The organism is Candidatus Manganitrophus morganii (assembly GCA_021651055.1).
Taxonomy (GTDB): Bacteria; Nitrospirota; Nitrospiria; order SBBL01; family Manganitrophaceae; genus Manganitrophus; species Manganitrophus morganii.
Genome location: JAJHOH010000001.1, coordinates 1,589,237 through 1,612,026, shown reverse-complemented (window position 1 = coordinate 1,612,026; position 22,790 = coordinate 1,589,237). Strand labels below are relative to the sequence as shown.

Annotated in this window: 20 protein-coding genes and 1 riboswitch; of the genes, 8 read left to right on the top strand and 12 right to left on the bottom strand. The window is 57.2% G+C overall.

Annotated elements, in window-relative coordinates:
* Nucleotides 1-26: 26 nt before the first annotated feature.
* Nucleotides 27-1,250 carry an AI-2E family transporter gene (locus tag MCM46_07195; GenBank protein ID MCG3111596.1) on the bottom strand — a complete coding sequence of 408 codons (1,224 nt, stop codon included), beginning with the start codon at nt 1,248-1,250 and terminating at the stop codon, nt 27-29.
* Nucleotides 1,251-1,273: 23 nt separating this feature from the next.
* Nucleotides 1,274-2,671, bottom strand: coding sequence for an Ig-like domain-containing protein (locus MCM46_07190; GenBank protein MCG3111595.1), 1,398 nt, complete (start codon nt 2,669-2,671; stop codon nt 1,274-1,276).
* A 337-nt stretch (nt 2,672-3,008) separates the two neighbouring features.
* Between MCM46_07190 and MCM46_07185 the strand changes: the two genes are divergently transcribed.
* From MCM46_07185 to MCM46_07175, 3 genes are all read left to right on the top strand, one after another.
* Complete coding sequence (locus MCM46_07185; GenBank protein ID MCG3111594.1) at nt 3,009-4,697, top strand: electron transfer flavoprotein-ubiquinone oxidoreductase; 1,689 nt, start codon at nt 3,009-3,011, stop codon at nt 4,695-4,697.
* Between the two features lie 119 nt (nt 4,698-4,816).
* Nucleotides 4,817-5,161, top strand: coding sequence for a flagellar basal body protein (locus MCM46_07180; protein ID MCG3111593.1), 345 nt, complete (start codon nt 4,817-4,819; stop codon nt 5,159-5,161).
* Between the two features lie 313 nt (nt 5,162-5,474).
* A complete protein-coding gene (locus MCM46_07175) occupies nt 5,475-5,657 on the top strand; it encodes a hypothetical protein (protein MCG3111592.1) in 183 nt (60 codons plus the stop codon).
* 48 nt (nt 5,658-5,705) lie between these two features.
* Here MCM46_07175 and MCM46_07170 read toward each other — a convergent pair whose 3' ends face one another.
* Together MCM46_07170 and MCM46_07165 are read right to left on the bottom strand one after the other, a co-directional pair.
* Nucleotides 5,706-6,203: an NYN domain-containing protein gene (locus MCM46_07170; protein ID MCG3111591.1), complete on the bottom strand. Its 498-nt coding sequence runs from the start codon at nt 6,201-6,203 to the stop codon at nt 5,706-5,708.
* 47 nt (nt 6,204-6,250) lie between these two features.
* Entirely contained in the window at nt 6,251-7,990 is a 1,740-nt protein-coding gene (locus tag MCM46_07165) for a SulP family inorganic anion transporter (protein MCG3111590.1), read from the bottom strand.
* 185 nt (nt 7,991-8,175) lie between these two features.
* On the opposite strand from MCM46_07165, the gene MCM46_07160 reads away from it, so the two are divergent.
* Nucleotides 8,176-8,619, top strand: coding sequence for a transcriptional repressor (locus MCM46_07160; GenBank protein ID MCG3111589.1), 444 nt, complete (start codon nt 8,176-8,178; stop codon nt 8,617-8,619).
* A gap of 2 nt (nt 8,620-8,621) precedes the next feature.
* Here the strand turns inward: MCM46_07160 and MCM46_07155 are convergent, their stop codons facing one another.
* From MCM46_07155 to MCM46_07125, 7 genes are all read right to left on the bottom strand, one after another.
* Nucleotides 8,622-9,743: a M48 family metallopeptidase gene (locus tag MCM46_07155; protein ID MCG3111588.1), complete on the bottom strand. Its 1,122-nt coding sequence runs from the start codon at nt 9,741-9,743 to the stop codon at nt 8,622-8,624.
* A 6-nt stretch (nt 9,744-9,749) separates the two neighbouring features.
* Nucleotides 9,750-10,547, bottom strand: a complete 798-nt coding sequence (locus MCM46_07150) for a TIGR00266 family protein (GenBank protein ID MCG3111587.1) — start codon at nt 10,545-10,547, stop codon at nt 9,750-9,752.
* Nucleotides 10,548-10,707: 160 nt separating this feature from the next.
* Entirely contained in the window at nt 10,708-12,468 is a 1,761-nt protein-coding gene (locus MCM46_07145; protein MCG3111586.1) for a cation:proton antiporter, read from the bottom strand.
* A 127-nt stretch (nt 12,469-12,595) separates the two neighbouring features.
* On the bottom strand, nt 12,596-13,792 hold the full coding sequence (locus MCM46_07140) for an aspartate aminotransferase family protein (GenBank protein ID MCG3111585.1): 1,197 nt from the start codon (nt 13,790-13,792) through the stop codon (nt 12,596-12,598).
* Nucleotides 13,789-15,147, bottom strand: coding sequence for a hypothetical protein (locus MCM46_07135; GenBank protein ID MCG3111584.1), 1,359 nt, complete (start codon nt 15,145-15,147; stop codon nt 13,789-13,791). Before MCM46_07135 ends, MCM46_07140 begins: the two co-directional genes overlap by 4 nt.
* Nucleotides 15,144-16,211: a hypothetical protein gene (locus tag MCM46_07130; GenBank protein ID MCG3111583.1), complete on the bottom strand. Its 1,068-nt coding sequence runs from the start codon at nt 16,209-16,211 to the stop codon at nt 15,144-15,146. The genes MCM46_07135 and MCM46_07130 overlap by 4 nt, the downstream gene beginning before the upstream one ends.
* Nucleotides 16,212-16,324: 113 nt before the next feature.
* Entirely contained in the window at nt 16,325-16,789 is a 465-nt protein-coding gene (locus MCM46_07125; GenBank protein MCG3111582.1) for a fibronectin type III domain-containing protein, read from the bottom strand.
* A 431-nt stretch (nt 16,790-17,220) separates the two neighbouring features.
* Nucleotides 17,221-17,287, top strand: a riboswitch (Fluoride riboswitch).
* A gap of 66 nt (nt 17,288-17,353) precedes the next feature.
* Here MCM46_07125 and crcB point away from each other — a divergent pair.
* The 3 genes from crcB (at nt 17,354) to MCM46_07110 (ending at nt 19,864) form a co-directional block, all read left to right on the top strand.
* Nucleotides 17,354-17,728, top strand: coding sequence for a fluoride efflux transporter CrcB (crcB, locus tag MCM46_07120; protein MCG3111581.1), 375 nt, complete (start codon nt 17,354-17,356; stop codon nt 17,726-17,728).
* A 226-nt stretch (nt 17,729-17,954) separates the two neighbouring features.
* Nucleotides 17,955-18,743: a hypothetical protein gene (locus MCM46_07115; protein ID MCG3111580.1), complete on the top strand. Its 789-nt coding sequence runs from the start codon at nt 17,955-17,957 to the stop codon at nt 18,741-18,743.
* Between the two features lie 11 nt (nt 18,744-18,754).
* Nucleotides 18,755-19,864, top strand: a complete 1,110-nt coding sequence (locus MCM46_07110) for a hypothetical protein (GenBank protein MCG3111579.1) — start codon at nt 18,755-18,757, stop codon at nt 19,862-19,864.
* Nucleotides 19,865-19,912: 48 nt separating this feature from the next.
* Here MCM46_07110 and MCM46_07105 read toward each other — a convergent pair whose 3' ends face one another.
* Nucleotides 19,913-22,090: a trehalose-6-phosphate synthase gene (locus MCM46_07105; protein MCG3111578.1), complete on the bottom strand. Its 2,178-nt coding sequence runs from the start codon at nt 22,088-22,090 to the stop codon at nt 19,913-19,915.
* Nucleotides 22,091-22,292: 202 nt separating this feature from the next.
* Here MCM46_07105 and MCM46_07100 point away from each other — a divergent pair, with 202 nt between their 5' ends.
* A complete protein-coding gene (locus MCM46_07100; GenBank protein ID MCG3111577.1) occupies nt 22,293-22,778 on the top strand; it encodes a TlpA family protein disulfide reductase in 486 nt (161 codons plus the stop codon).
* The last annotated feature ends 12 nt before the right edge of the window (nt 22,779-22,790 follow it).

Sequence of the window (22,790 nt, the reverse complement as noted above, 5' to 3'; positions counted from 1 at the left end):
CTAAACACTTGCCGGTGAGCGACACGTCAGGGGGTGACATTGCGTTCGCCCCCTGACGAATGCGCGCGGCGTTCATCTCCTAATAATTCCCCGATCGGCTGGAGGCCCTCGATCCGATCACAAACGGCCTTGGCGACCATGATGATCGGAATGCCGAGGAGCAGTCCCCAGACCCCCCAAATCCAGCCCCAGAAAAAGATGCCGACAAAGATCCAAACCGTGTGGATCCGGCCCGCTTTGCTCGTCATCAAGGGACTCACGAGAAGTCCTTCCAGGCTTTTGAGCCCCATCGACACCCCGCCGATCAGCAGCGCCATCGAAAGGGTTTCGAACTGAAGATATCCGACCAGCGCGGTCCCTCCGATGATCGCCGTCCCCCCCAGGAACGGGATCGATTTTAAAATGCCGGCGGCGATTCCCCACATGCCGGCATTCTCCAGCCCGATCCACCGAAACGCCAGCCAGATGGCGACCCCCATCCACAAACTCGTGATCACCTGCACGTACAAAAACCGTTTCATCTGCAGGTTGATTTCATCGAGGATTTCCAGTGTCCGTCTTTTTCTGCTGAAAGAGGGGCCGGCGATTTTAACCAGCCTCCGCCTGAACGTATCGCCTGAAACCAATAGAAAGTAGACCAAGAAGAGGATCATGACCGCTTGCAGCGCCATCCCGACGAGGCCGATCGTTCCGACCCAGAGATAGTTGCGGAGATCCAATCCCGGCCGGGCGGCCTGCGCCGGTTTCACTTGGGGCGCAGCGGCGTTGGCTGCTTCGGCCGCCGCCTTCTCGATCTCAGTGGCCGCTTTCTGAACTTTGTTCAGCGTCCCTTCCCGGTCGTTGCGGCCTTCCCGGAGCGATTGCCTGAACTTTTGCGAGGCCGCAGGGAGTTGTTCTAAAATCGCATCGGCCTGATCCCCCAACCCGTAAATTGCGGAGCCGATCCCTGCGACAATCGCCGTCAGCAAAAAGGCGGTCCCGACCGCGCGGGAGATCTTCCGTTTTTCCATTCGGGCGACGATCGGATCGAGAAAGTAGCTGATAAAGAGGGCGATCACCAGCGGAATGAGGACCTCCCGCGCCCACTGCAACGTGAAAATCACGACCAACGCGGAGATCAGATTCAGGGGGAAGGCGCCGAGAGGACCGACGCGCGCAAAGACCGGCGGTTTCGGTGTGGAACGGGAGGAAACAGGTTCCGCTTTTTTTTTGATTTCTGCGGTTTTAATGGCGAGCGATATCCTTCCCAAGCGGCGTCAAACATCGGGCATGTTCAATCGTCATCATCATCGTCGGGGCGATTCACGGTCCGAAAACTCCAGCTGGTATGTTCGAGGCGATTCCCGGCCAAGTCTCTGATATCGTGCGTCAGGACAACGGTGTAATTGGTGCCGTGTCTCAACCGGGAGGGGATCATCGTCGCCGTGTTCGAGGAGATGTTATATCCGATCTCGGCGGAAATCGCTCCCCCCCGGGTGGTGATCATGAAATTGCCCGCCAGTGTCTCAGGCCGGATCGCCTTGCTGAACCGGACGGTGACGAAACTCTCAAGGGGAATATCGATGCCGATCGGCTGTCGCTCGATGACCTCCGGACGATCGTCCCCCGGTGGGGTTTGGTCGTCGCTCCTCACGGTGGTGAACGACCATCGAACGTCGGCTGCGAGCCCGTTGCCGCTGAAATCGGAGACTCCCCTCCGGACGATCGCCTGATAGGTTGTCTCCGGTTGCAGCGCCGCGCTGGGTGTGAGGGTCGCGGTCCGCGCGCCGGAATCGTAGCGGATCGACGAAGCAATCTCTCCTCTGCCGGGGCCTTGTAGAATAAAGTTGGAAGGGAGGCTTTGTTCGTCGATTTCTTTATTGAAGACCGCTTGGATGGCGCTGTTCACCGCGACGCCGGTTTCTCCGTCTCCCGGAACGGTTGAAAGGATCACCGGCGGCGACAGATCGATAACGGAGGCGGTGGTGAACGACCATGATTGCGCGGCGGGCAGGGGATTGCCGGCCCGGTCGGTGATCTGGTTGGTCACCGTCACCTCGTATTTGGACTGGAGCGCGAGCGGCGCCAGCGGCTGTAGCGTGGCGGTGCGCGTCGACTCGTCGTATCGGATCTCGCCGGGAATCCCCCGGATGAAAAAGGTATCGGTCCGAAGGGTCTCGGGACGGATCGGTTCGGAGAAAACCACCCGGACCGGCGCATTGATCGGGATGTTCGTCGCCCCTTCTCTGGGAGTTGCTGAGACGATTTCGGGCGGGGTCTGATCCGGTCCCCCGCCGCCGGTGGCTCCCGTGGTGAAAGACCAGATAAAGTTCTCCGGAAGCGGAACGCCGTCGAGATCTCTGATCCCCGTCGTCAAGACCGCATGGTAGGTGGTTCCGTCGGCGAGCGGAATGGAGGGGGTAAAGACGGCCTTGCCGTTTTGATAGGTCACCTCTCCCGAAACGCCGGTGAGGATAAAGGTATCGGTGTTGATCGTGGCCGGGTCGATCCCTTTCGAGAGGGTTGCCTCGATCTGCCCCGAAAGCGGAACACCGGTCGCTTCGGGAGCGGGATTGGTCTCCATCACCTGGGGCCCGTTGAGATCCTCCGTCTCATCCCCCCCTCCGCACGCAGTCAGGGCGAGGAAAAGGAAAAGAAAAAGGGGGAGAGGAGAGCGTTTTTTTATGAGCATCGAGCGCCACATGGATGATAGAGTGAATCGATTCTGCATGATTGGACCCGGATTCATTTATCCAAGATCAGGGCAATTTCTGTACCATCTTTTTGAGATCGCCTCTTCCATCTAGGAAAGGAAAACATCGATATCACTACAATGTGATGAACCTGCTTGCATAGATTGATCACTGTCGGTTCTCTTTTGCATAGGGGAGTAGAACTGGTTTGCACACTGCGGGGGAGATTAGATGGATGCATCGGGTGTTCCCCCACATCGAAACAGATCGATCGACTTGCGTCGATGCGCAACGCCGGGTATGATAGGAGATGTTTAACCTAATTGAGGAGGGTGAATGGAACCGTCCCGATTTCCTCCGCCCGTGCAGCCGGGGGAGTTCATCTCGCCGGTCACGTCGGGCCCGGAGAACCGGATCGAGGTCGGCATTCTTTTCGTTGGGGCCGGTCCGGCGAACCTCGCCGGGGCGATCCGTCTGGCGCAATTGCTGGAGCAGGCCCCCGAGGTGAAAGCGGCCCTTGGCGAGTTCCCGATTGCGATCGTCGAAAAGGGGAAATATCCGGGGGCGCATCTCCTGGCCGGAGCGATCCTCAATCCGGTCTCGCTGAAAAGACTTTTCCCGGATTTGAAAGAAGGGGAGTTCCCGCTCGAAGTCCCCGTCCAAAAAGAGGCGCTTTATCTTCTCTCCTCGGAGAAGGGATACAAGGTCCCCCTTCCTCCGACGATGCGCAATCATGGGAATTACGTCATCTCGGTCAGCCGGTTCGGGAAGTGGCTCGCGGAGCAGGCCGAGGCGCTCGGCGTTTCGATCTTCAGCGAAACTGCCGGCGCGAAACTCCTGGTTGAAAACGGCGCGATCCGCGGGGTGAAGAGCGGCGACAAGGGACGCGATCGGACCGGCGCGCCGATGGAGAATTTTCAGGAGGGGGCCGAGATCCTTGCCAAGGCGACGGTTCTCGGAGAGGGGGCGCAGGGGCACCTCACACAAACGGCGATTGCCCACTTCGGGATCACCCGCTCAAATCCACAGACCTACTCGCTCGGGGTAAAGGAGATCTGGGAGGTTCCCCATCCTCCTGAAGAGGTCATCCACACGATGGGGTGGCCGCTCCGGGGTGAAAAGAAATATAACGAGTTCGGGGGAAGTTTCCTCTATCCGATGGGGGGAAATCTGGTTTCGCTTGGCCTTGTCGTCGGCCTCGGATACCGCAACGCCTGCGCGTCGGTCCACGATCTCCTTCAGTTGATGAAGACCCATCCCTTCTTCCGGAAGATCTTGGAAGGGGGCCGGCGGCTTGAGAACGGATGGGGAGCAAAGACGATCCCGGAAGGAGGCTATTATTCGGTTCCCGATCGTCTTCACCTCCCGGGGGGATTGCTCGTCGGCGATTCGGCGGGGTTTCTCAATGTTCCGGCGCTGAAGGGGATTCACTATGCGATGGCTTCCGGGATGCTCGCCGCCGAGGCGATCTTCGAGGCGTTGAAATCGGGAAAGGATCTCGGTCAGCCTGACGCGCTTTCGGGATACGATGCCGCCGTTCGGAAGAGCTTCATTCTTCGAGACCTCCATCGTGTCCGGAACATGCGCCAGGCGTTCGACCACGGGTTTGTGCCGGGGGTGTTGCTCGCGGGGCTGATGACGGTCACCGGCGGGGCTTTTCCGGGGTGGCGCTTTCAGACGCGGCGGGATGCCGACGAGCCGCTTTTTATCGAAAAGAGGGAGTACCCCAAGCCCGATGGAAAGTACATCTTCGACAAGCTGACCAGCGTCCATGCCAGCGGAAACAGCAGCCGCGACAACCAGCCGAACCACCTCCGTCTGGAGGTGCGTGTTCCGGAGGAGGTCGGGGAGGCCTGGATTCATATGTGCCCCGCCAACGTCTATGAGTGGGGAACCGATATCGAGGGGAAAAAGGTCGTCCGGATGAACCCGACCAACTGTGTCCAATGCGGCGCCATCGGAGCCAAGGGAGGCCGTTTAACCCCGCCGGAGGGGGGAAGCGGCCCCCAATATACCCTGACTTAGACTTTTATATTTCAGCAAATTCAATTTCTTATAAGCTATTTCGGGGACATCAGAAAAAATCTCTTTTCCTCCTCAAGTTTTTCTCAAGGCCTGCCGATAAGTGAGGTAAGGAGGAAAAGATGCTTTCACCATTAGGAGCTTCTCTTTCAGGTCTCCGTGCCGGTCTGGAAAAACTCGAAGCATCGGCAAATAATGTCGCCAATCTCAGCACCGACGGCTTCAAGAAAGATCAGGTCCTTTTAAGCGAAGGGGTCACCGGCGGCGTTGTCGTTGAGATCGGAAAGAGCACGGAGTCAGGACCCTCCTATCGATCCCCCCAGGGTGAAGTGATCGAAGCTTCCAATGTCGATCTGGCCGAAGAGGCCGTCGAGCAGATCCTCGCAAAATATACTTTCAGTATGAGCCTTGCCGCGTTCAAAACCACCGATGAAATGCAAAAGGGTGTGATCGATCTCCTCGCCTGATTCCACCCTTCTCATTTTTGCCGACATAAATCACCTGAAAAGTCTGACCGGCGGTTTGTCATACTGAGCCGAAGGGCGAAGCATCTCCTTGTCATGGGACAAAAACAGAGATCCTTCGCGTCGCTCAGGATGACAAAAACGTCAGTCATTTTTCCGGTCCTCCTTAATATCCTCTGTTTTTCAGATACGAGAGTTCCGGCGGATGAAAATGGATTGCGAAGCGATTCAAGATAGGGTATATAGAAACAGTCCTGTGTCTCCGATCGACATTGGGCGATCGTAAAGATCCAAATGCCAAACCAGAGGATGAAAAATGAGGCGGTTTAGACTTCTTGAGCCGGAGGATGAAGAAGCCGAGGAGGGAGAGGGTCGGCCGGGTCGCTCTATGAAAGAGTGGTTGAAGCTTCTGATCTGGACCCTGATTTGGGGCGGGGGAACGATCTGGTTGACGATCGCCATCATGAAAGTTTTCAAAGATAAAGCGAAATACTTTTAGCTTTTCTCCGCGACTTTGCGAACAGATTGGGAATTTGTTGGAAGAAGATCAGAGTCGCTTCAAACGTCCTTGACGACGTCGTTCTGTTTTGGAAAGTTTGCGCGGATTCCCCTTCTTTTCGGCCGGCCGGGCGGGTTCCGTCTCATCAAGCGCTTTTTCTATCGGCGGGGTTCCCTCCTGGTGAAGGGCGGCGTGAAGGCGGGCCTCGAATTCTCCCGAGTAGAGCGCGACGGCGCCGCTCCGTTGGACTTGATCCCGCACCGCCCGATCTGAAGAGACGACGGTGCAGCCTTCCCGGAAATCTTCGGCCATCCGGACAATCACGTCGTCGGCCGATTCTCCGTACCCCGAGAAGATCACCTCAATCCCTCCGGTTCGTTCGGCCGCTCCTTTCCCGCTTCCGTCGAAGACGACCGTAACAGGGAGTTCTTTGATTCGGCGATATGCTGTGAGCTGTTCGATGAGGCGGGCGCGTTTTCCCTCCAGATCCCCCCGAAGCCCCTTCTGCCTCCCGATGAAGTTGTAACCGTCGATGATAAGATGCATGAGATGATTGTATGCCGGGGACACTTCATTGGCAAGGGGGAATCGAACTACACGCCGCCGGCGTCCGGCGGTTTTTCGAAGAGATCACATTGCTCGCTCACGTAATGACGGCAGCCGGTGCAGACCTCTTTCTCCATCTGTTCTGAGGCCGCCCGGATCGCCTGGTCGGCGTGATCGAAGACCCGACCTTCCGGGATCATTTCCATCAATCCCATCTGCGTCAAAACGAACCGGACTTGGGGCTGAAGGCTGCTGATGTAGAGTTTTGCGCCGATCCGCTCCGTATGATCAATGATGGCCCGAAAGGCCATCGCCCCGGTGGCATCGATCATATTGACCTGCCCCAGGCGCAGGATCAATACTTTCATGTCGATTCGCTTCTTGATCTCATTCATGAACTTTTCCGCGGCGCCGAAAAAGAGGGGCCCGGCGATCCGGACGACGACCACATAGGGGCAGACCTGAATCGGGGCGGCCTTCTCAGGCGATTGGACGATCTCATCCACCGATTGGTTCATGATGCCGAGCTCGCTCATCCGGCGGATAAAGAGAAGCCCCGCGGAGATGAGTCCGATCTCGACGGCCAGAATCAGATCGAAGGCGACGGTTACTGCAAACGTAATCAGCAGAACGATCCGATCCGCCTCCGGGGCGCGGAATATCGCCCGGGTGTTTTCCCATTCGACCATCCGAATAGAGGTGACCATCAAGATCCCCGCCAGCGCCGCAAGGGGGATATGCGATGCGAATTCGGCGAAAAAAAACATGATCAGAACCAGCGCCAGACTATGGAAGATGCTGGAGAGGCGCGACTTGGCGCCGCTCCTCACGTTCACCGCCGTCCGGGCGATCGCCCCGGTCGCCGGGATTCCCTGAAAAAAAGCGGTGACGATGTTGGCCAGCCCCTGTCCGAACAGCTCTTTGTTGCTGTCGTGCCGTTCGGAGGCCATCATGCTATCAGCCACCACCGCCGAGAGGAGCGACTCGATGGAGCCAAGGGCGGCCAGCGCCAACGCCGGACGGAGGAGTGTGTGAAGGTCTCCCCAAGCGCCGGCGGGAAGATGGGGCATCGGAAGAACATGCGGAATGGCGCCGATCGTCGGCACATTCAGTTGAAAGAGGGCCGCGGCGGCCGTGGCGGCGGTCAGACCGATAAGGGAGGCCGGCACGCGGCGGGTGATGGAGACCGGCATGAAGAGCATGATGAGGACGACCGTGGCGGTGAGGAGAAGGGCTGAAAGATTCAGGCCGGGGAGGTGTGTCAGTGTCGTATAAAGGCCTTCAAAGAAGGTTGCCCCGCCCGCGGCAGGAATCTGAAAGCCGAAAGCGTTGTTCAACTGGCCGGCAAAGATGATGACGGCGATCCCATTGGTGAAGCCGGCGATCAGGGGATGGGGAATGTAGAGAGCGAACCGTCCCATCCGGGAGAGGCCGAGGGCGATCTGGATGATCCCGGCCAAGACGGCGGCGACCCAGAGCTTCTCGATTCCATATTGCGCGACGATTCCCGCAAGGATGACCGCCATCGCTCCGGTCGGGCCGGTAATCTGGACCTTCGATCCCCCGAAAACCGACGCCACCACGGCAGCGACGATGGCGGTGTAGAGGCCGTATTTGGCATCGACGCCGGAAGCGAGGGCGAAGGCAAGCGCCAACGGAAGGGCAACGACTGCGGAGGTGACCCCTCCCCAGAAGTCGCCGGAGACATCGACGAGGTAATTCGATTTCAAAAAGGTCCAGAATCGATCGGTGGGGATAGCCGGCGGTGTAAAGAAGTGAGTCTTCATCCAGGTCCTTATCGTAACGGAGAATAAAACGGGCGGAGGGTCCCCTCCCGCCCACCGTATAAGATACCATTTAATGCAACATGTCGCAATTAAATAAATGTTGCATTTGCATTGCGAGTCATGTAGCATCTGAAAAGCGCATCGTCAAGGGTAAGCGGCCATGAATCGGCGCGGGAGAAGAGGCAATGAAAAAACATAAAGATTTAATTGCAGTGCTTCGTCACAATCAGCAGCGGATTACCCCCGCCCGACGGTTTTTGCTTCAATATTTCATCGATCATTCCACAAGGCAGTTCTCCCTCCCGGAGATCCAGGCGCATCTTCAGGACAAGCTCCCCGGCATCAATCGATCAAGCGTCTATCGAAACCTGGAGATGTTAAAGCAGCTCAGCGTGATCCAAGAGCTGACCGTCCCCGGGCAGGGAAAGCGGTATCAATTCATCTTCGAGCAGCAGGTACACCATTTCATTATCTGCAAGGCGTGCGGGAAGGTGGTCAAGGGGAATCGAGATCTCTTCGAAAAGGTCGAGAAGGCGTTGAAGGAAATTCACGACTTTCAGAAGGCGAATCTGTCGGTGACGTTTTATGGGTTTTGTTCGAAGTGTCAGACGGCGGTGGAGGCGGGATAGCGCTACTTCTTCAAGCCGTTCTTAATCGCATCCCAGTCATACGGAAGCGGCTCGCTTTTCCAGGGGGCGATCCGGTCGATTTCGGTCCGGATTGCCTCGGCGCGGTTGGCGCTGGCGGGGTGGGTGGAGAGGAGAGCGATCGATGCTCCCTCTTTTTTTGAGAGCCGGTCAAAGAAGGTGATCATTCCCTTCGGGTCGATCTTTGCCTCTTTTAGAAGGGCGAGACCCTTGAGGTCGGCCTCGGATTCTTGATCGCGCCCGAAACTTAATATTTGCATCTGGGCGGCCGCCTGGCCGAACCGGCCTCCTCCGATATCACCGAGGAGGAGGGCGAGAACGACACGCCATCCGAGCTGGTGAACCATCCCCTTTAAGCTGTGCCGTTGAAGAACATGTTCGGCTTCGTGGGCAAGGATGCCGGCGACCTCCTCGGGCGACTCGGCCGCTTCAATCAGTCCGGTAAAGACGACGACATGCCCTCCCGGGATGGCAAAGGCGTTGATCGTCGGATCGTCGGCGACATGCCATTGAAAGGGATAGGGGGACGCCTGCGTCAATCGACTCCCGATCTCCTCGATCATCTTCGTTGTTTCCCCTTCCGGAAGAAGGGTCAGGCCGGGCCGGGTCTGCGCGTAGATCAGATCTCCGAACTTCACCTCCGAAGTGTGGGAAATGCGATGAACGGCCCATTCGGCGATCGCATCCGACTTCCACCAAAGCGCCAGGCCGAGAAGGAGGGGAGAGAGGATCAAAAGTCCGAGGAGAAACCAACCGAACCGCATTCCCCGTCCGACGCGGGAAGTCTGCTTTTGCCATTGTCTCAGCTGCGGTGCAAGAAAAGAGGGAGCGGCGGCGAGGAAGGCCGTTTTGGCGCGGGGATCGGAGAGGATCAGCGACCCGCTCTCCTCCCTCTTCATCCAGGTCAGCGTGATCTGGTTGTGATCGAATCCGCCGGCCGTAATCCGGAGGCTCTCGAAGAGAAGGGTCTCCTCATCCGGCCCGCCGGGACGTAGAATCACCCCTTCCGAGGTGATCCGAATGGAAATCCGCTCCCCCTGGGGGGGGATTCCCGGCCCGAAGCAGAGAACCTCGAATAATTCCGTTTGAGAGGTGGATGAAGACACGACCGGTCAGTTGTTCCCATCGAGCAGACCGCCCAATCCTCCGAGCAGCGAGCCCTCCTCGCGCCCGCGGCCGGCCCCCGGCATCGCCGAATAGAGCCGGCTGGCCAGTCGGCTGAGCGGAAGCGATTGCAGCCAGATCTTCCCCGGTCCCTGAAGCGTGGCGTAGAAAAATCCCTCCCCTGAGAAGAGGGCCGATTTGATCTTGCCGACATATTCGATGTCATACGTGACCGAAGGCTGCATGGCGACGATGCAGCCGGTGTCGACCCGAAGCATCTCGCCCGGAGCAAGGTTCCGCTCGCTCAACGTTCCCCCCGCGTGCACGAACGCCAAGCCGTCCCCTTCGAGCTTCTGCATGATGAAGCCTTCCCCGCCGAAGAGACCGACCCCGAGCTTCCTCTGAAAGGCGATCCCGACGGAGACCCCCTTCGCGGCGCAGAGAAAAGAGTCTTTCTGGCAGACGATCTGGCCTCCCAATTCTCTGAGATCCATGGCAATGATCTTTCCCGGATAAGGAGAGGCGAAGGCGACCTTTTTCTTCCCGCTTCCCCGATTGATGAAGATCGTCATAAAAAGCGACTCGCCGGTCAGGAGGCGCTTTCCCGCGCCGAGGAGGGCGCCCATAAACCCGGACTTTTGCTGCTGGGAGCCGTCCCCGAAGACCGTCTCCATCTCGATGCCGTTCTCCATGAACATCATCCCGCCCGCTTCGGCGACCGCCGCCTCGGCGGGGTCGAGTTCGATTTCGACATACTGCATCTCAGAGCCGAAAATTTGGTAATCGACCACATCCATCCGTGCCATTGTGACTCCTTATCGACGTTTTTTGAATTTGCCTTTCCCGAACCCCGGGAGAGGACGCGTAGGTAGCATTATATCCATCCGTGGCATCGATCTCAAGTCCGACTTTTTTCTGCTTCCTCAGAAGAGGGAATAGACTTGGAACCGTTCAGGAAGGCAGGCGTCAAAGTGACGGATCAGAGATTTTGGGAGGGTTTTTAATCAGGTTTTCGGCCGGCCGTTCGGCAAGGTCATTGATCTGTTGCTCACGGAGGCCGTCGAGGCCTTCAAGTATTTGGGTCTGGACGACATCGAAGAGATGTCTGGCATAAAGGAGGCGGGGAAGAAGAACATAATCGGCTCCCTCTTCATAGAAGCGCCGCGTCTCGCGAATGGTTTCGGAGGTGACGATCACGGCGCTTTGCGGACAGAGTGTTCGGATCTGTTTCAACAAACGGGAATTCGTGGTTCCCTTCAGGAAGGTATCGGGGATGGTGGAGAGGACGATCTTTGCCCCGCCGATCCCGGCATGCCGCAGGGTTTCCGGATGCGCGATATCTCCATAAACACAAGCAATGCCGTTCTTCTTTAAGATCTCCAACGTCTGCGGATTAAAATCAATCACAAAGATCCGCTCTTTCAGGGAGGGCATCTCATGATTGATCTTAAAAAGAAACGAGCTGGCCTCTTTGAAAAAGCCGAGGAGGACGATTTCCTTCTGGATGCCCGGCGGTGTTGCGTCGGCCGGCGCCACCGTCCGCGTCTCCTGCCCTCTGGTCCATCGGATGATCGACGAGACGATTTGCTCGCTGTAGAGGATGAGATAAGTGGAAAGAATCGATCCGACAATGAGAGAGAGGGTGACAATCGAGACGACCTCTTCTCCGATATGGCCGTACGTCAAGCCGAGCGAGACGATCACGAGTGAAAATTCGCTCACCTGGGAAAGGTTGAGCGCCGTGATCAAACTGGCTCGCAGGCCGACATTGGAATGGAAAAGGGGAAGCACTGTGATGAACCGGCTGATCACCACGAAGCCGGTGGCCGCCAAGACGATTCCCATCAGCGGAAGTGTCACGGCCGGCGCCTTCAGGCCGAGCGAGACGAAAAAGAGGGTGATAAAGAAATCCCGGATGCCGGTGATTTTGGCGACCACATCCAGACTATAGGGGAAGGCTGCAATCGAGAGACCCGCGACCAGCGCCCCCATCTCCTTTGAAAGCCCGATCGCATTGGCCGTGCCGGATACCAGAAAACACCACGAGATCGAGGTAATCAGCATCAGTTCGGGCGCTTTGGCGACTGAGAGAAAGAGCCTAGGGAGGAGAAACTTGCTGATGAGGAAGGCCAGCGAAAGAAGTCCCGCTCCCGTCAGGAACGAGGAAAGGACCGGAATGAAGCTCGGTTGGAGCAGATTCGGCTGGATTGCAAGAAAGACGATCGACCAAATGTCCTGCAGGATGAGAATGGCGAGCGTGATCCGGCCGGCAAAGCTGTCGAGCTCGTATTTGTCGTGGAGGAGCTTCACGACGATCATCGTCGAACTCGACGCGAGGCCAAGGGCCAGGTAAAACGGATCGAACGGGTTTTCGTTGGAGACGAGCGGAAAAAGCCGAAGAAAGAGGAAACCGAGAAAGACCGCTCCGAAGAATTGGGCCGTGCCGCTCAAGGCGACCCGCCTCCCCGCGTCGAGGAGTTTGGAAAGATTGATCTCCAGGCCGATCATGAAGAGGAGAAGGATCAGGCCGATCTCGGAAATAAGATCGATGCTCGCCTCGTCGGAGATGATCCCAAACCCCATTTCCCGGCCCAGGAGGATCCCGCCGAAAATATAGCCGAGGATCAACGGCTGCCGAAACTCCCGCGCGACCAGGGCCGCGAGCGTGGCAAAAATGATGCTGACGGCGATACTGGTCAGGAGATTCATCTGGAGATCCAATTGCATTCGGTATATCTCCTATTGGGATTTTATTATTGTAGCAGACTCTTTATGAAATAGAGGGTTTTGAATGAGGAATTCGGTTTTCGGAATGGAATGAAGCCGGGCGCAAACCCCTGGTTTGTAGTCCCGATTATCTTTTGAGGGCCTTTTCGATAATCCGAAGTCCTTCCCGCAGCTCCTTCTCCGAGAGGGTCAGCGGAGGGGCGATTCGGACGACGGTATTCGTGTGGAGGGTCCAGCCGAGGATCAATCCGGCCTTCAGGCAACGTTGGACGAACCGGGCGGTTTCCTTCTGATTGGAAAGTTCCAGGCCGATCATCAGACCCTTGCCGCGGATGGCGCGGATGGTTTCGATCTCTTGACCGAGCTTCCGCAGGGCGGCCCGAAGTTTCTCTCCCATCCTGTCGGCCCGTCCGGGGAGATCGTTTTCGATGATAAAATTCAAGCTCGCCAGCCCCGCGGCGCAGCAGACCGGGTGGCCGCCGAAGGTGGTCACGTGTGAGAGGGGCGGGTCGACCGAGAGGGTCTTCATGATCGCGGGGCTGGAGATAAAAGCGCCGAGCGGCATGCCTCCCCCCATCGATTTCGCTAGGGTGAGAATATCGGGAACCACCCCCCAGTGCTCCATCGCGAAGAGTCTCCCGGTCCGGCCGAAGCCGGTCTGGACCTCGTCGAAGATCAGCAGCGCGCCGACCTCGGTGCAGCGGGCCCGGAGCGCGGGAAGGAAGCGATCGTCGGGAATCCGCATCCCCCCTTCTCCTTGAATCGGTTCGGTGATGACGGCGGCGACCGAATCATCGATCTGCTTGAGCGCGTCGAGATCATTAAAGGGGAGGAAGGCGACGCCGGGAAGGAGCGGTTCAAACGGCTTTCGGTAAATCTCCCGACCGGTCACGGAGCAGGCGCCGTGGCTATCCCCATGGAAACTTCCCTCAAAGCTGATCAGCCGCTTTCGGCCGGTCCATTTTTTCGCAAGCTTCAACGCCCCTTCGTTTGCTTCGGTCCCGCTGTTGGTGAAGTAGACTTGGGAGAGATTTCTCGGCAGAAGTTGCGCCAATCGGGTCGCCATCTCGATCTGCGGTGATTGGATGTATTCTCCGTACACCATGACGTGGAGGTATTTTTCGGCCTGTGTCTTGATCGCCTTGACCACCGCCCGGTTCGTATGGCCGATGTTGGCGACGCCGATCCCGGAAATGAAGTCGAGATAGGCCTTGCCGTCGGTCGTATAAAGATAAGAGCCGGAGGCGCGGTCGATCTCCAGGCCGATCGGGTGGGGGGAGGTTTGACAGACGTATCGTCGAAAGCGGCGGCGGAGGGGGGTCACGTATTCTCCCAGTCGACAAAACGGAGGAGATCGAGCAGCCGGAAGCGGCCGTCGTGGTGCCAGGTGAGCGGCGGCTTCTGCATTTTTCCGATCGCGCAGATGCGATTGACCCCCATTCTCGCCAGTGAGAGGAGCACCTCCGTCTGACGCTCCTGCGGGATGGCAAGGCCGACCGCCTGAAGATAGGGCCGGATCAATTCGAGGTGGCCCGCGATTTCCGAGAGATCCCTTACCGGCTTAATCCAAATGGTCCGCGCCAGGGGTGAGACGGAAAAGTGAGGATCAGGATCGTAGAGCACGGTCCAATCAACGCCGGAGGGGCTCGGAAAAACTTTCCCTCCCTTAAGCGGAATGGCCCCCCGGAGCTGCTGGATTTGCGCGGCTTCTTCGGACGAGGTCGCTCCTTTGGGCAGTTGATAGGAGGCGACATAGAGTGATTGGGCGAGCCATTGGGCGAATTCGACCGGCGAGACGGCGCCGCCTTCCTCCACGTAATAGAGATGCGGCGAGAGGCAGCCGCGTTGATCGAACAGGGCGATATCGGTCGCCGCCTGCTCTGCGCGGTCTTTGTCGATCGATTCCCGCGCGATCACCCCCAGGCTCAACCGATGGCCGTGAAAAATCGTTCGTGTCGATGGAGGAATTTCTTTTCGGAGGGTCTCGATCGTCTCGTCGCCCCCGTAGATGATCGCCAAGTCTGCCTTTTGAAAGACCGCCCGGGTGAGATCCAGCGCGCTGTTTTCCCAGGTCAACACCGCCAGACACTGCGCCAGATCGGGACGTATTTTTTCCAGCGACCGGGCGAAAAGAACCGGCAAAAGAAACGCGTCCCGGCTTACCTTCGCAAGGTTGGCCGATTTTGCCAGCAGACCGCAAACCAAGCTGAAGACCGCGGTGCCGGCCAGATTCCCCGGAAGGATGTGAGCGGTGAGGCGCGGGCCGAACGCCCGGGTAAATCCGACCCCCTTCGTTTTCGGACGAAACTGATCGAGCAGGGTCGGGTCGCCGACCTCCGCCTCCAACAGTTGGAGGAGGACCGGACGGGTCAGGTGTTTGAAGAGATCATCCAGGGCGAATCGAACCATCTCGGGAGAATCGCCGGTGATGATCGGAAGGGTTGATTCGGCTTCTTGGCGGATCGAATCGGACGGATCGGCCCAGCAACGGGCGGCGGCATCGATCCAGTCGACGATTTTGAAGATCGATTCCGCCGCCAGCCTTTTTTGGACTTCGATCAGGCGGTCTGAGATCTCGACGATATTCGATTCCGAAACGAGCGGCATCGCCAGCGGGATGCCGTGCGCTTCGTTCTGTTCTTCGGCGACGGAGCATTCGGGAAGATAATATCCTTTCATTTCTTCCTTGCCTCCACTTGAAGCAGCTCATCGAGGGTGATCGAACACCCTTTGGGCGTTGCCCCGGTGACCCGGCCGAGGAGGACGAATCCCCCCGCCGCCTCTCGCCCGAGATCTTCGGTGAGAATCGCCATCACCGAATCGATGTTCGCCAGATCATAATGGGCGAGCAGTCCCACCCCTCCCTTTCGGACCGGCTGCAGCGTCTCCGGATCAAGTAGCCTGCTGCGCACCTGTGGCGGAGAAATATAGACGCGCGGGTCTTTCCGGCCGGCGACGCCGTCGTAGAACTGCGAGGTCATCTCGGCCATGCCGTATTCGTTGACGCAATTCTCCGCAGGAAGACCGAGATACTTCTCATAAAGCCGATAGAGCTCCTCGCGTGGAACCTCTCGCGATTTTCCTTTAAAGCCGCCGGTGTCCATCAACCGGCTTCCCCCCGGAAGGGAGAGCGGCGCGGTTCGCGTCTGCAGGAAATCAAGAAAATGAACGAATGAAAACGAGGTTCCCAAGAGGGCGATCGGTTCCCGCAGGTTGGAGAGATCGGCCGCCAGCCGCTCCGCATCGAGCCGGCTTTTTTCAATATAGTAGCGGCTTCCCTCGGCTCCAAAGGCGTCGCGAACGACTCCCATCATGTGGGACAAAGAAGCGTCGGGGGCCTCTTCGGGAGAGGGGGTCAGGATCGCCATCCGAATCCGCTTCCCCTCCGGAACCAGGTGCGGTCCGAAGTGGGTGAGGATCGCTTCCCTGGCGAGGTCGAGGTCGAAAAGAGCATGCCGGCTTTTTTCCCTTCCGGTCGTTCCGCTCGATCGAAACACCCGGGCCGCTTTTTCCATGGGACGGCACGAGATCTCCGTAAGCTTAAAGGCCATGACCGGGAGGGGGGGGATCCCTTCCCAAACTCGGACAGCATCGGGGTCTTTATCCATGGAAAGGCAGAACTGACGGTAACGGGGATTGCGGTCGAATTGATAACGGAAGAGAAGCAATGCGATCTCATTAAAGTCCTTCTCCGGCACCGCCTCTTTTCTGGCGCGAATCAGTTCTACGATTTTATCTCTCATAGCATTGAGAGATACACCATGGGTTGAGTGACTGTCAAGGTCGAAGAAGAAATTAATCCGATCGAAGGGAAGGGCTCCTACCGGCAGGACCGAGAGAAAAGGCTTTTTCTTTGCTAGGGTTGAATCCGAGAGGAAGGGAGATGAAAGATCCTCTTGACCGCCAGAAGAAAGATCACCGCGATCAGCGCCAGCATCTCGGCGGCATCCAGGGGGCTTCTTTCTCCGTGCAATGGAAGGCGAAGGGTGCATCCGCCGCCGCCGCCGTCTCCGCTGGGTGAGGCGGATGCGGCACCGCTCATCTCTTTGGAGACCTCGTTGGAGAAACCGCTTTCATGATGGCCGAGTTTGTAGGCGGTGACGGCGAAGTAGTGGGTGCCCGGTGTGGTCACCGACAGGGTATAACTGGTCGCGTTCCCGACGTCGATTGAGTCGGCGTATTGACCGGGGCCCGTTCCATAATAGAGCTCGTAGCCGATGACATCGGCATCCGGGCTCGGGTCCCAGATGAGGAGGGCCTCCTCCGCAAAGAGAAGCGGAACCGGACCGAGCAAGATGATGAGCACGACTAAAAATTTCATCAGCTTAGTTTTAAATGATCGGCGATGTTTATTCCAGAAATTCGGTTTGTTTTTTTTAAAGAAAAAGGGGACGAATTCCATTTTGAATCGACCTTCTTTTGGACGCGCCTATGACTGTCTACAACAGGTCCTTCATGAAGCAATTCAAATGCCAATGTGGGATCAAATATTTTATGCCGCTATTTCAATAGTATAGTGAAAATGATCTCTAAAAATAAAGGACAAATAATCGAACACTATGTAGAAACATTCCGAGAAGGGTTACAAATTTGTCAATGTGCCGGAAAATCATTTAAGGAAGGCCTTACTCCGTCGGAAGGACCGGCTTATTGATGCGGTCGAGGAAAGAACGATCTAAGAAAGAGGGGGGCTCTTGTTGCCCTCTTGGGCGGTTGACAGGACCAGGCGGTCAGAATATAATCTGGATCATTTCAAAAAACGGCGATGGAGTTCGCCGGAACCGCCCTGACCGAACGGGCTGATGACTCCTACTTGAGTGTGCAACTTGGGTAGGAGTTTTTTTATATCCGATGAGGATCGCTTCGTGATAAATAAGGAGACGCATTGATTCCCTATTTAATGGTCGGGATAGGAGGATTTTTCGGGGCGATTGCGCGTTATCTGGTCGATCGCTGGATCGGCGGGAGGATGGGGGGGCTCTTTCCTTATGGGACCTTGGCGATTAATGTGAGCGGCAGTTTTATCCTCGGCCTTTTTGCCGCCACGATAACCGAGCGGTGGATGGTCCACCCCCACTGGCGCCTGTTGATCGGCGTCGGCTTTGTGGGGGCCTATACGACTTTTTCGACATTCGGGTATGAAACCCATCAGTTGATGGAAGAGGGGAGCTTTGGACTGGCGTTGTTCAATGTGTTGCTCAGCGTGATCGTCGGTTTGATTGCGGTTCGACTCGGCATTCTCTTAGGAAGAGTCGGTTGACAAGGCGGTTCCCCCTGGGCTAGAGTTGAAAAAAAAGGAAAGCAAATTTGAGTACACATCGCGCTGCATTCATCTCTCTTAATCCACTCTTTTGAATGGTTCTCGTTACTTTTTTGAATCCGCTTTCTTACCCCGATTACTCACCCGTTACGATCAACTCTATTCCGTCTATCGGATTTGATCTTCCTCCAACAAAAGAAAATTCAATTCTGATGGAGGGGATCTAATGTTCTATTTCTTATCGACCTTTATTTTTCTGGCGAGCCTATCCGCGCCGGCTTTCGGACAAGCCGACTATCGTAATCTCGATCCGGGGCGGCCGATCACGATTGAAGATGCCCAGCCGATCGAGTTCCGGGCGTTTGAATTTTCATTCGGTTCCCGTTATGGCCGGCATCAGGAAGGGTATGAACTTTCCTTTGAGCCGGAGCTAAAGTGGGGGTTCTCAAAAAACTGGCAGGTCGGGGTGAGCGGAGAGCGCGCCGTTCTGGATGACGGGCAACGAACCGACGTGTTGGCTGGGACCGAGTTTCACTTTCTCTATAATCTCAATCAGGAGGATTTTGATCTTCCCGCGATCGCATTTCGCCCGGAGCTGACCCTCGGCGCCGGCGATTTGGGAGCCGACCATCCGCACGGCGCCCTCAAAGTGATTGTCAGCAAAACGTTCGGATTCAACCGGGTTCACCTTAACGGTTCCTATACGATCGGCCCAACGGAGATCTCGGGGAGGGGGGGGGATCTCGTCAACCGGTATTTGTATGGCATCGCCTATGAGCGGACTGCTCCCATCGAGTTCTTCGTGCTGCTGTTCGATCTCTACGCGGCGGCTCCGATTGATGGGGGCCGGCGGGAGATCATCTATGACCTCGGGACCCGGATCCAGATGACACCGACCTGGGTCTTTGATGCCGGCTTCTTTCATGCAATCCGGTCGGAAGATCTCGATTTCGGCGTGACCGTCGGTTTTTCGTATGTTTTTTCTCCGCGGTCGATTTTCCCGAAAGGACTCTGATGGGAGGAAGGATGAAAATGTTCAAGGTCTTCACCGTCACTTTACTTTTATTTTGTGCGGTTCTTCCAGTCGAGGCGCGGATTGAAAAAAGGGAGTCGATCTTTTACCTGCCGGGACGCTACAATTTTGCAACGCAGCGGGTCTATCCCGAATTGAATGCCATGCTCAATGTCATCGACATCGGCCATGGCGTGCTTGCAGAGATCCTAATCACCACGAAAGACGAAGCCAGGGCGATCGAGTTGATCGAGAAAGATCTCTTCAATCGGGTCGCCCGGATGTTTCTCGGAAAAGAGCCCCGTCCCCGTTTTTCCCCGTCCGAGGAGACCGTGGCGCCGGAAGCGGTGAAGCTCGCCTGGCGGGTGAACAAGGCGTTTGATTGGACCCATTACCTTCATCGTCAGGTGTATGATATTCTCTCCGATAATCGGGTGGCGGATAAGGATCAATCGATCCGCGAAGCGCTCGGCTACTATCTCACCGAGGGGGAGCGGACCTTTCCGCTCAAGATCAAATCGATGCAGTTGATGGAAGGACAGTCATTCTCCGGCTACTGGAAGGAGAGATATCCCCGGTTCAACGGGGCGATCTGGGCCTATCACTGGCTGCAGCTCGCAGCGAACGAAGCGCTGCTGGAGCCCGACCCGGAGGCCCGCCGACGAAAGATCGACACCGCCGTCGGTGAATTCAAAAAAATGTTCTCCGATCCCTCGCGCCTTCCGAAGCATATGCCGATGGCGCACGAGATCTCGCCCACCTTCGCAAAGCGTTTCCCGGAGATCGCCGCCACCTTCGACAATCTTCACAGCTTCCACGACATCTACATGGACATTTTGACGAGTCCGGCCGTCCGAAACAAACGGGACGCCGTCTATCGTCAACTCGATTTGATGCAGGCGCCGAGGAAAGATCTGGAGACGATGCCGCTCCACTCCCTGCCGCCGATCCCGATCGAGCAGCAACAGACGTTGCTTCAGATGGATCCGGAGGAGGCGATGGCGATGATGATGATGACGACCGAGGAACAACTGGATTTCCTGGAGATGCCGCCGGAAAAGCGGAAAGAGAAGGTCGACCAACTCAAAAAAGAGGCCGACCATTCCGGGCATTCGGGGAGTTGAGGAAGAAGCGTTTATCAGAGATAAGATAAGAAGAGACCGCCGTGTCCTTTATCCGGAGATCCGGCGGATTTCCTCGAAGATATTTCCCATCCATCGATAGACGTTGTTGACCCGGATCTGCTCCCGCATCTCCTCCATCAGGACCTTTTTGATGGAGGGGGGCATCCCGAGCGAGGTCTTGATCGCTTCCGCGAGACCCTCCACATCGTATGGATTAATCAAGAAAGCCCCCTTCATCTCATCCGAGACGCCGGCCAGCTCGCTGACGAGAAGCACCCCGCGCTCGTCGGTTTGGGAGGCGATGAATTCCTTTGCCACCAAGTTCATTCCGTCTGCGAAAGAACTGATGATCGCCAGATCGGCGGCGCGATAGTAGATCGCCAAGGTTTCAGGGGGAATGTAGATCGGCCGGTAATCAAGCGGTTTCCATCCGTCGACGCCGTGGCGCTCGTTGATTTCCTGGGAGGTTTTCAGAAGGGTCTCCCCATACGTCCGATAATCGGTCATCTCCGTTCGGCTCGGCGACGCGATCTGGATAAAGGTGAATTTTTTCTTAAACTGCGGATAGCGGGTAAAGAAGAGGTCGATCGCGTTAAAGCGCTCGACGAGGGCCTTGGTATATTCAAGCCGATCGACGCCGATTCCGATCGATCCCTCCGCTCCCAGGGCGAGCCGTTTCCGGAGCGCTTTCATCTCCTCTTCGGCTTGCGGGATGGTGGCGAGACGGATCCATCCCTCCGCATCGATGCTGATCGGGAAGGCCTTCACCCAGACGGTCCGTCCGCGATAGGAGATCGACCCCCGTCCGGAGTCGACCGGAAGGTTCAGGATTTGACGGACGCATTCGAGGAATTGGTCGCGGTAGAATGGGGTTTGAAAGCCGAGCAGGTCGCAGCAGAGGAGCGATTCGAGCAGCTCCTTCCGGCAAGGGGCGACCCGATAAACGTCGTACGAAGGCCAGGGGATGTGCCAGAAAAGGGAGAGGGTCGCGTTCGGCCGCTGCTCTCTTAAAATCAGCGGGGCGTGCGCCAGATGATAGTCTTGAATCCAGACGATCGGGTCGCGTCCTTTGGTTTCGGCGAGGACCGCTTCCGCGAAACGCCGGTTGACCTCTTTATAATATCGCCAGTCCTCCTCCATAAATTGAACCTTGTCCATCGCCTTGTGGAAGAGGGGCCAGAAGAAACGATTTGAGAAGCCGTGGTAGTAGTGGTCGATCTCTTCCTCGGTCAGCCAAATCCGCTTCAGCGTGTAGGCGGGCTGGTGGGGGGGAACGACGACCTTTCCTTCCGCATCGGCCGCATCGCGATCGGCGTCGCCGCTTCCCCAGGCGACCCAGAGGCCGCGCGCCGCCTGCATCACCGGATCGAGGGCCGACGTCAAACCGCCGGCGGGACGGTCGCAGCGGATCTCTTCGTCCATCCAACGATGGACATAGGGCTCGCGGTTTGAAACCAAGACCAGCATTCGATGGGAGAAGTTCGCCTCGATCCCCTGCCGCACTTTGGCGCTGTCCCAGATCTCATCGCGAGAGGAGGTGGTGATCACGCCATGCGCGATCCGGCGGTTGGGGATGAGATAGGTCTGTCCGGAGGGGGATTGAATCCGCGTCGTCCGCCAGGAGACCTCCAGGACGGTTCCTTCCTCGCCCGAGTGGAGACGGATCCGATCTCCGACCCGAAGGCGTCTTTCCGCAAGAAGGTGGTATCCGGCGGCCGTGTCGGAGAGGGTGTCCTGAAATGCGAGAACGGTGGCGAGGCCGCCGATCCCGATCACGGTGAGAATGGGGGAGACCGGGAAATCGATTTTCAGGAAAAGGAGCAACACGCCGAGGAGAACAAAGAGGGCGTAGACCCCGCTGAAGACCGATTTGCTGATCGGCGCGGCGATCCCCTTTTCCCTTAAGAAGCGCCGGATCACCCAAATCGAGAATTCGATCGCCATGAGGGTGCCGGTCGCAAAGAGATAGAGGTCGAGAAGTTTGTCGGCATGTTTCAACGCCCGAGGCTGATCTGGGAGGTGGGTCAGCAAGACATAAACGCCGAGAACCGCGGGCCAATAGTAGGAGAGCCGCCCCATCCGGCGGGCCAGATCCCCCAGATCTTCCGAAGCGGTAAGTTGCCGCAGGAGAAACTTCCGGAGAAAATGTGCCGCAATCATGACGATGCCGGCCAAACCGAAAAGAAAGGCCAACTCCCAGGGAAACGCTTCCAGCGGTTTAGACATTGCGATCCTCCCGGCGGCTCAAACAGAGCGGCGCCTTCCATCCATATTAATGGTCTCAACTTCAAAAAGCAAGAAAGGATTCGGCACAAAACGGGGGATGAAAGAAGGAGAAGGGACCAATTGCATTCCGAGTGACCGGGTTTCTTCCCCTTGCCTCGATCTGTCCAAAGTCGTTAGACTAGATACATTGGGAGTAAGAGCGGTGGGACTTAGATTACGTACGCCGATTCGGCCGATTGCGCCGGTTCGCGGCTGGCTCAATAGCGGGCCGGTCGATGTGGCCCGTTCCGAAGGGCCGGCCACCTTGATTCATTTCTGGGGGCTGAGCTGTCCGCTCTGCAAAGAGCAGATACCGAGCGTCCGGCGTTGGATCGAGCAATTCGGCCCGAGGGGACTCCGGGTCATCGGCGTCCATACCCCTTTGACGCGGGACGATCAGGATGACGTGATGGTCGAACGGATGGTTCGGGCGCTAGCGCTTCGACATCCGATCGCGCTCGATCAAGAGGGGGAGGCCGCATCGGCCTACCAGGTCGATGCGGTTCCGACCTATTTCATTTACGACCGCGATCGGCTCCTCCGGTATCGCCACACCGGTTATCAGGCGGAGAAGCCGGTCGAACGGATGATCGAACGGATCCTCAACGAAGCAGAACATCAAGCGGCCGGAGGTCGTCCTGCGGCGTAGAAGGGAATTGAA

Bases quoted from the DNA above. Each gene is read 5' to 3' on its own strand.
- MCM46_07190 (MCG3111595.1), bottom strand. From the start codon at position 2,671: ATGCTCATAAAAAAACGCTCTCCTCTCCCCCTTTTTCTTTTCCTTTTC.
- MCM46_07185 (MCG3111594.1), top strand. From the start codon at position 3,009: ATGGAACCGTCCCGATTTCCTCCGCCCGTGCAGCCGGGGGAGTTCATC.
- MCM46_07180 (MCG3111593.1), top strand. From the start codon at position 4,817: ATGCTTTCACCATTAGGAGCTTCTCTTTCAGGTCTCCGTGCCGGTCTG.
- MCM46_07175 (MCG3111592.1), top strand. From the start codon at position 5,475: ATGAGGCGGTTTAGACTTCTTGAGCCGGAGGATGAAGAAGCCGAGGAG.
- MCM46_07170 (MCG3111591.1), bottom strand. From the start codon at position 6,203: ATGCATCTTATCATCGACGGTTACAACTTCATCGGGAGGCAGAAGGGG.
- MCM46_07165 (MCG3111590.1), bottom strand. From the start codon at position 7,990: ATGAAGACTCACTTCTTTACACCGCCGGCTATCCCCACCGATCGATTC.
- MCM46_07160 (MCG3111589.1), top strand. From the start codon at position 8,176: ATGAAAAAACATAAAGATTTAATTGCAGTGCTTCGTCACAATCAGCAG.
- MCM46_07150 (MCG3111587.1), bottom strand. From the start codon at position 10,547: ATGGCACGGATGGATGTGGTCGATTACCAAATTTTCGGCTCTGAGATG.
- MCM46_07145 (MCG3111586.1), bottom strand. From the start codon at position 12,468: ATGCAATTGGATCTCCAGATGAATCTCCTGACCAGTATCGCCGTCAGC.
- MCM46_07135 (MCG3111584.1), bottom strand. From the start codon at position 15,147: ATGAAAGGATATTATCTTCCCGAATGCTCCGTCGCCGAAGAACAGAAC.
- MCM46_07130 (MCG3111583.1), bottom strand. From the start codon at position 16,211: ATGAGAGATAAAATCGTAGAACTGATTCGCGCCAGAAAAGAGGCGGTG.
- MCM46_07125 (MCG3111582.1), bottom strand. From the start codon at position 16,789: ATGAAATTTTTAGTCGTGCTCATCATCTTGCTCGGTCCGGTTCCGCTT.
- MCM46_07115 (MCG3111580.1), top strand. From the start codon at position 17,955: ATGTTCTATTTCTTATCGACCTTTATTTTTCTGGCGAGCCTATCCGCG.
- MCM46_07110 (MCG3111579.1), top strand. From the start codon at position 18,755: ATGAAAATGTTCAAGGTCTTCACCGTCACTTTACTTTTATTTTGTGCG.
- MCM46_07105 (MCG3111578.1), bottom strand. From the start codon at position 22,090: ATGTCTAAACCGCTGGAAGCGTTTCCCTGGGAGTTGGCCTTTCTTTTC.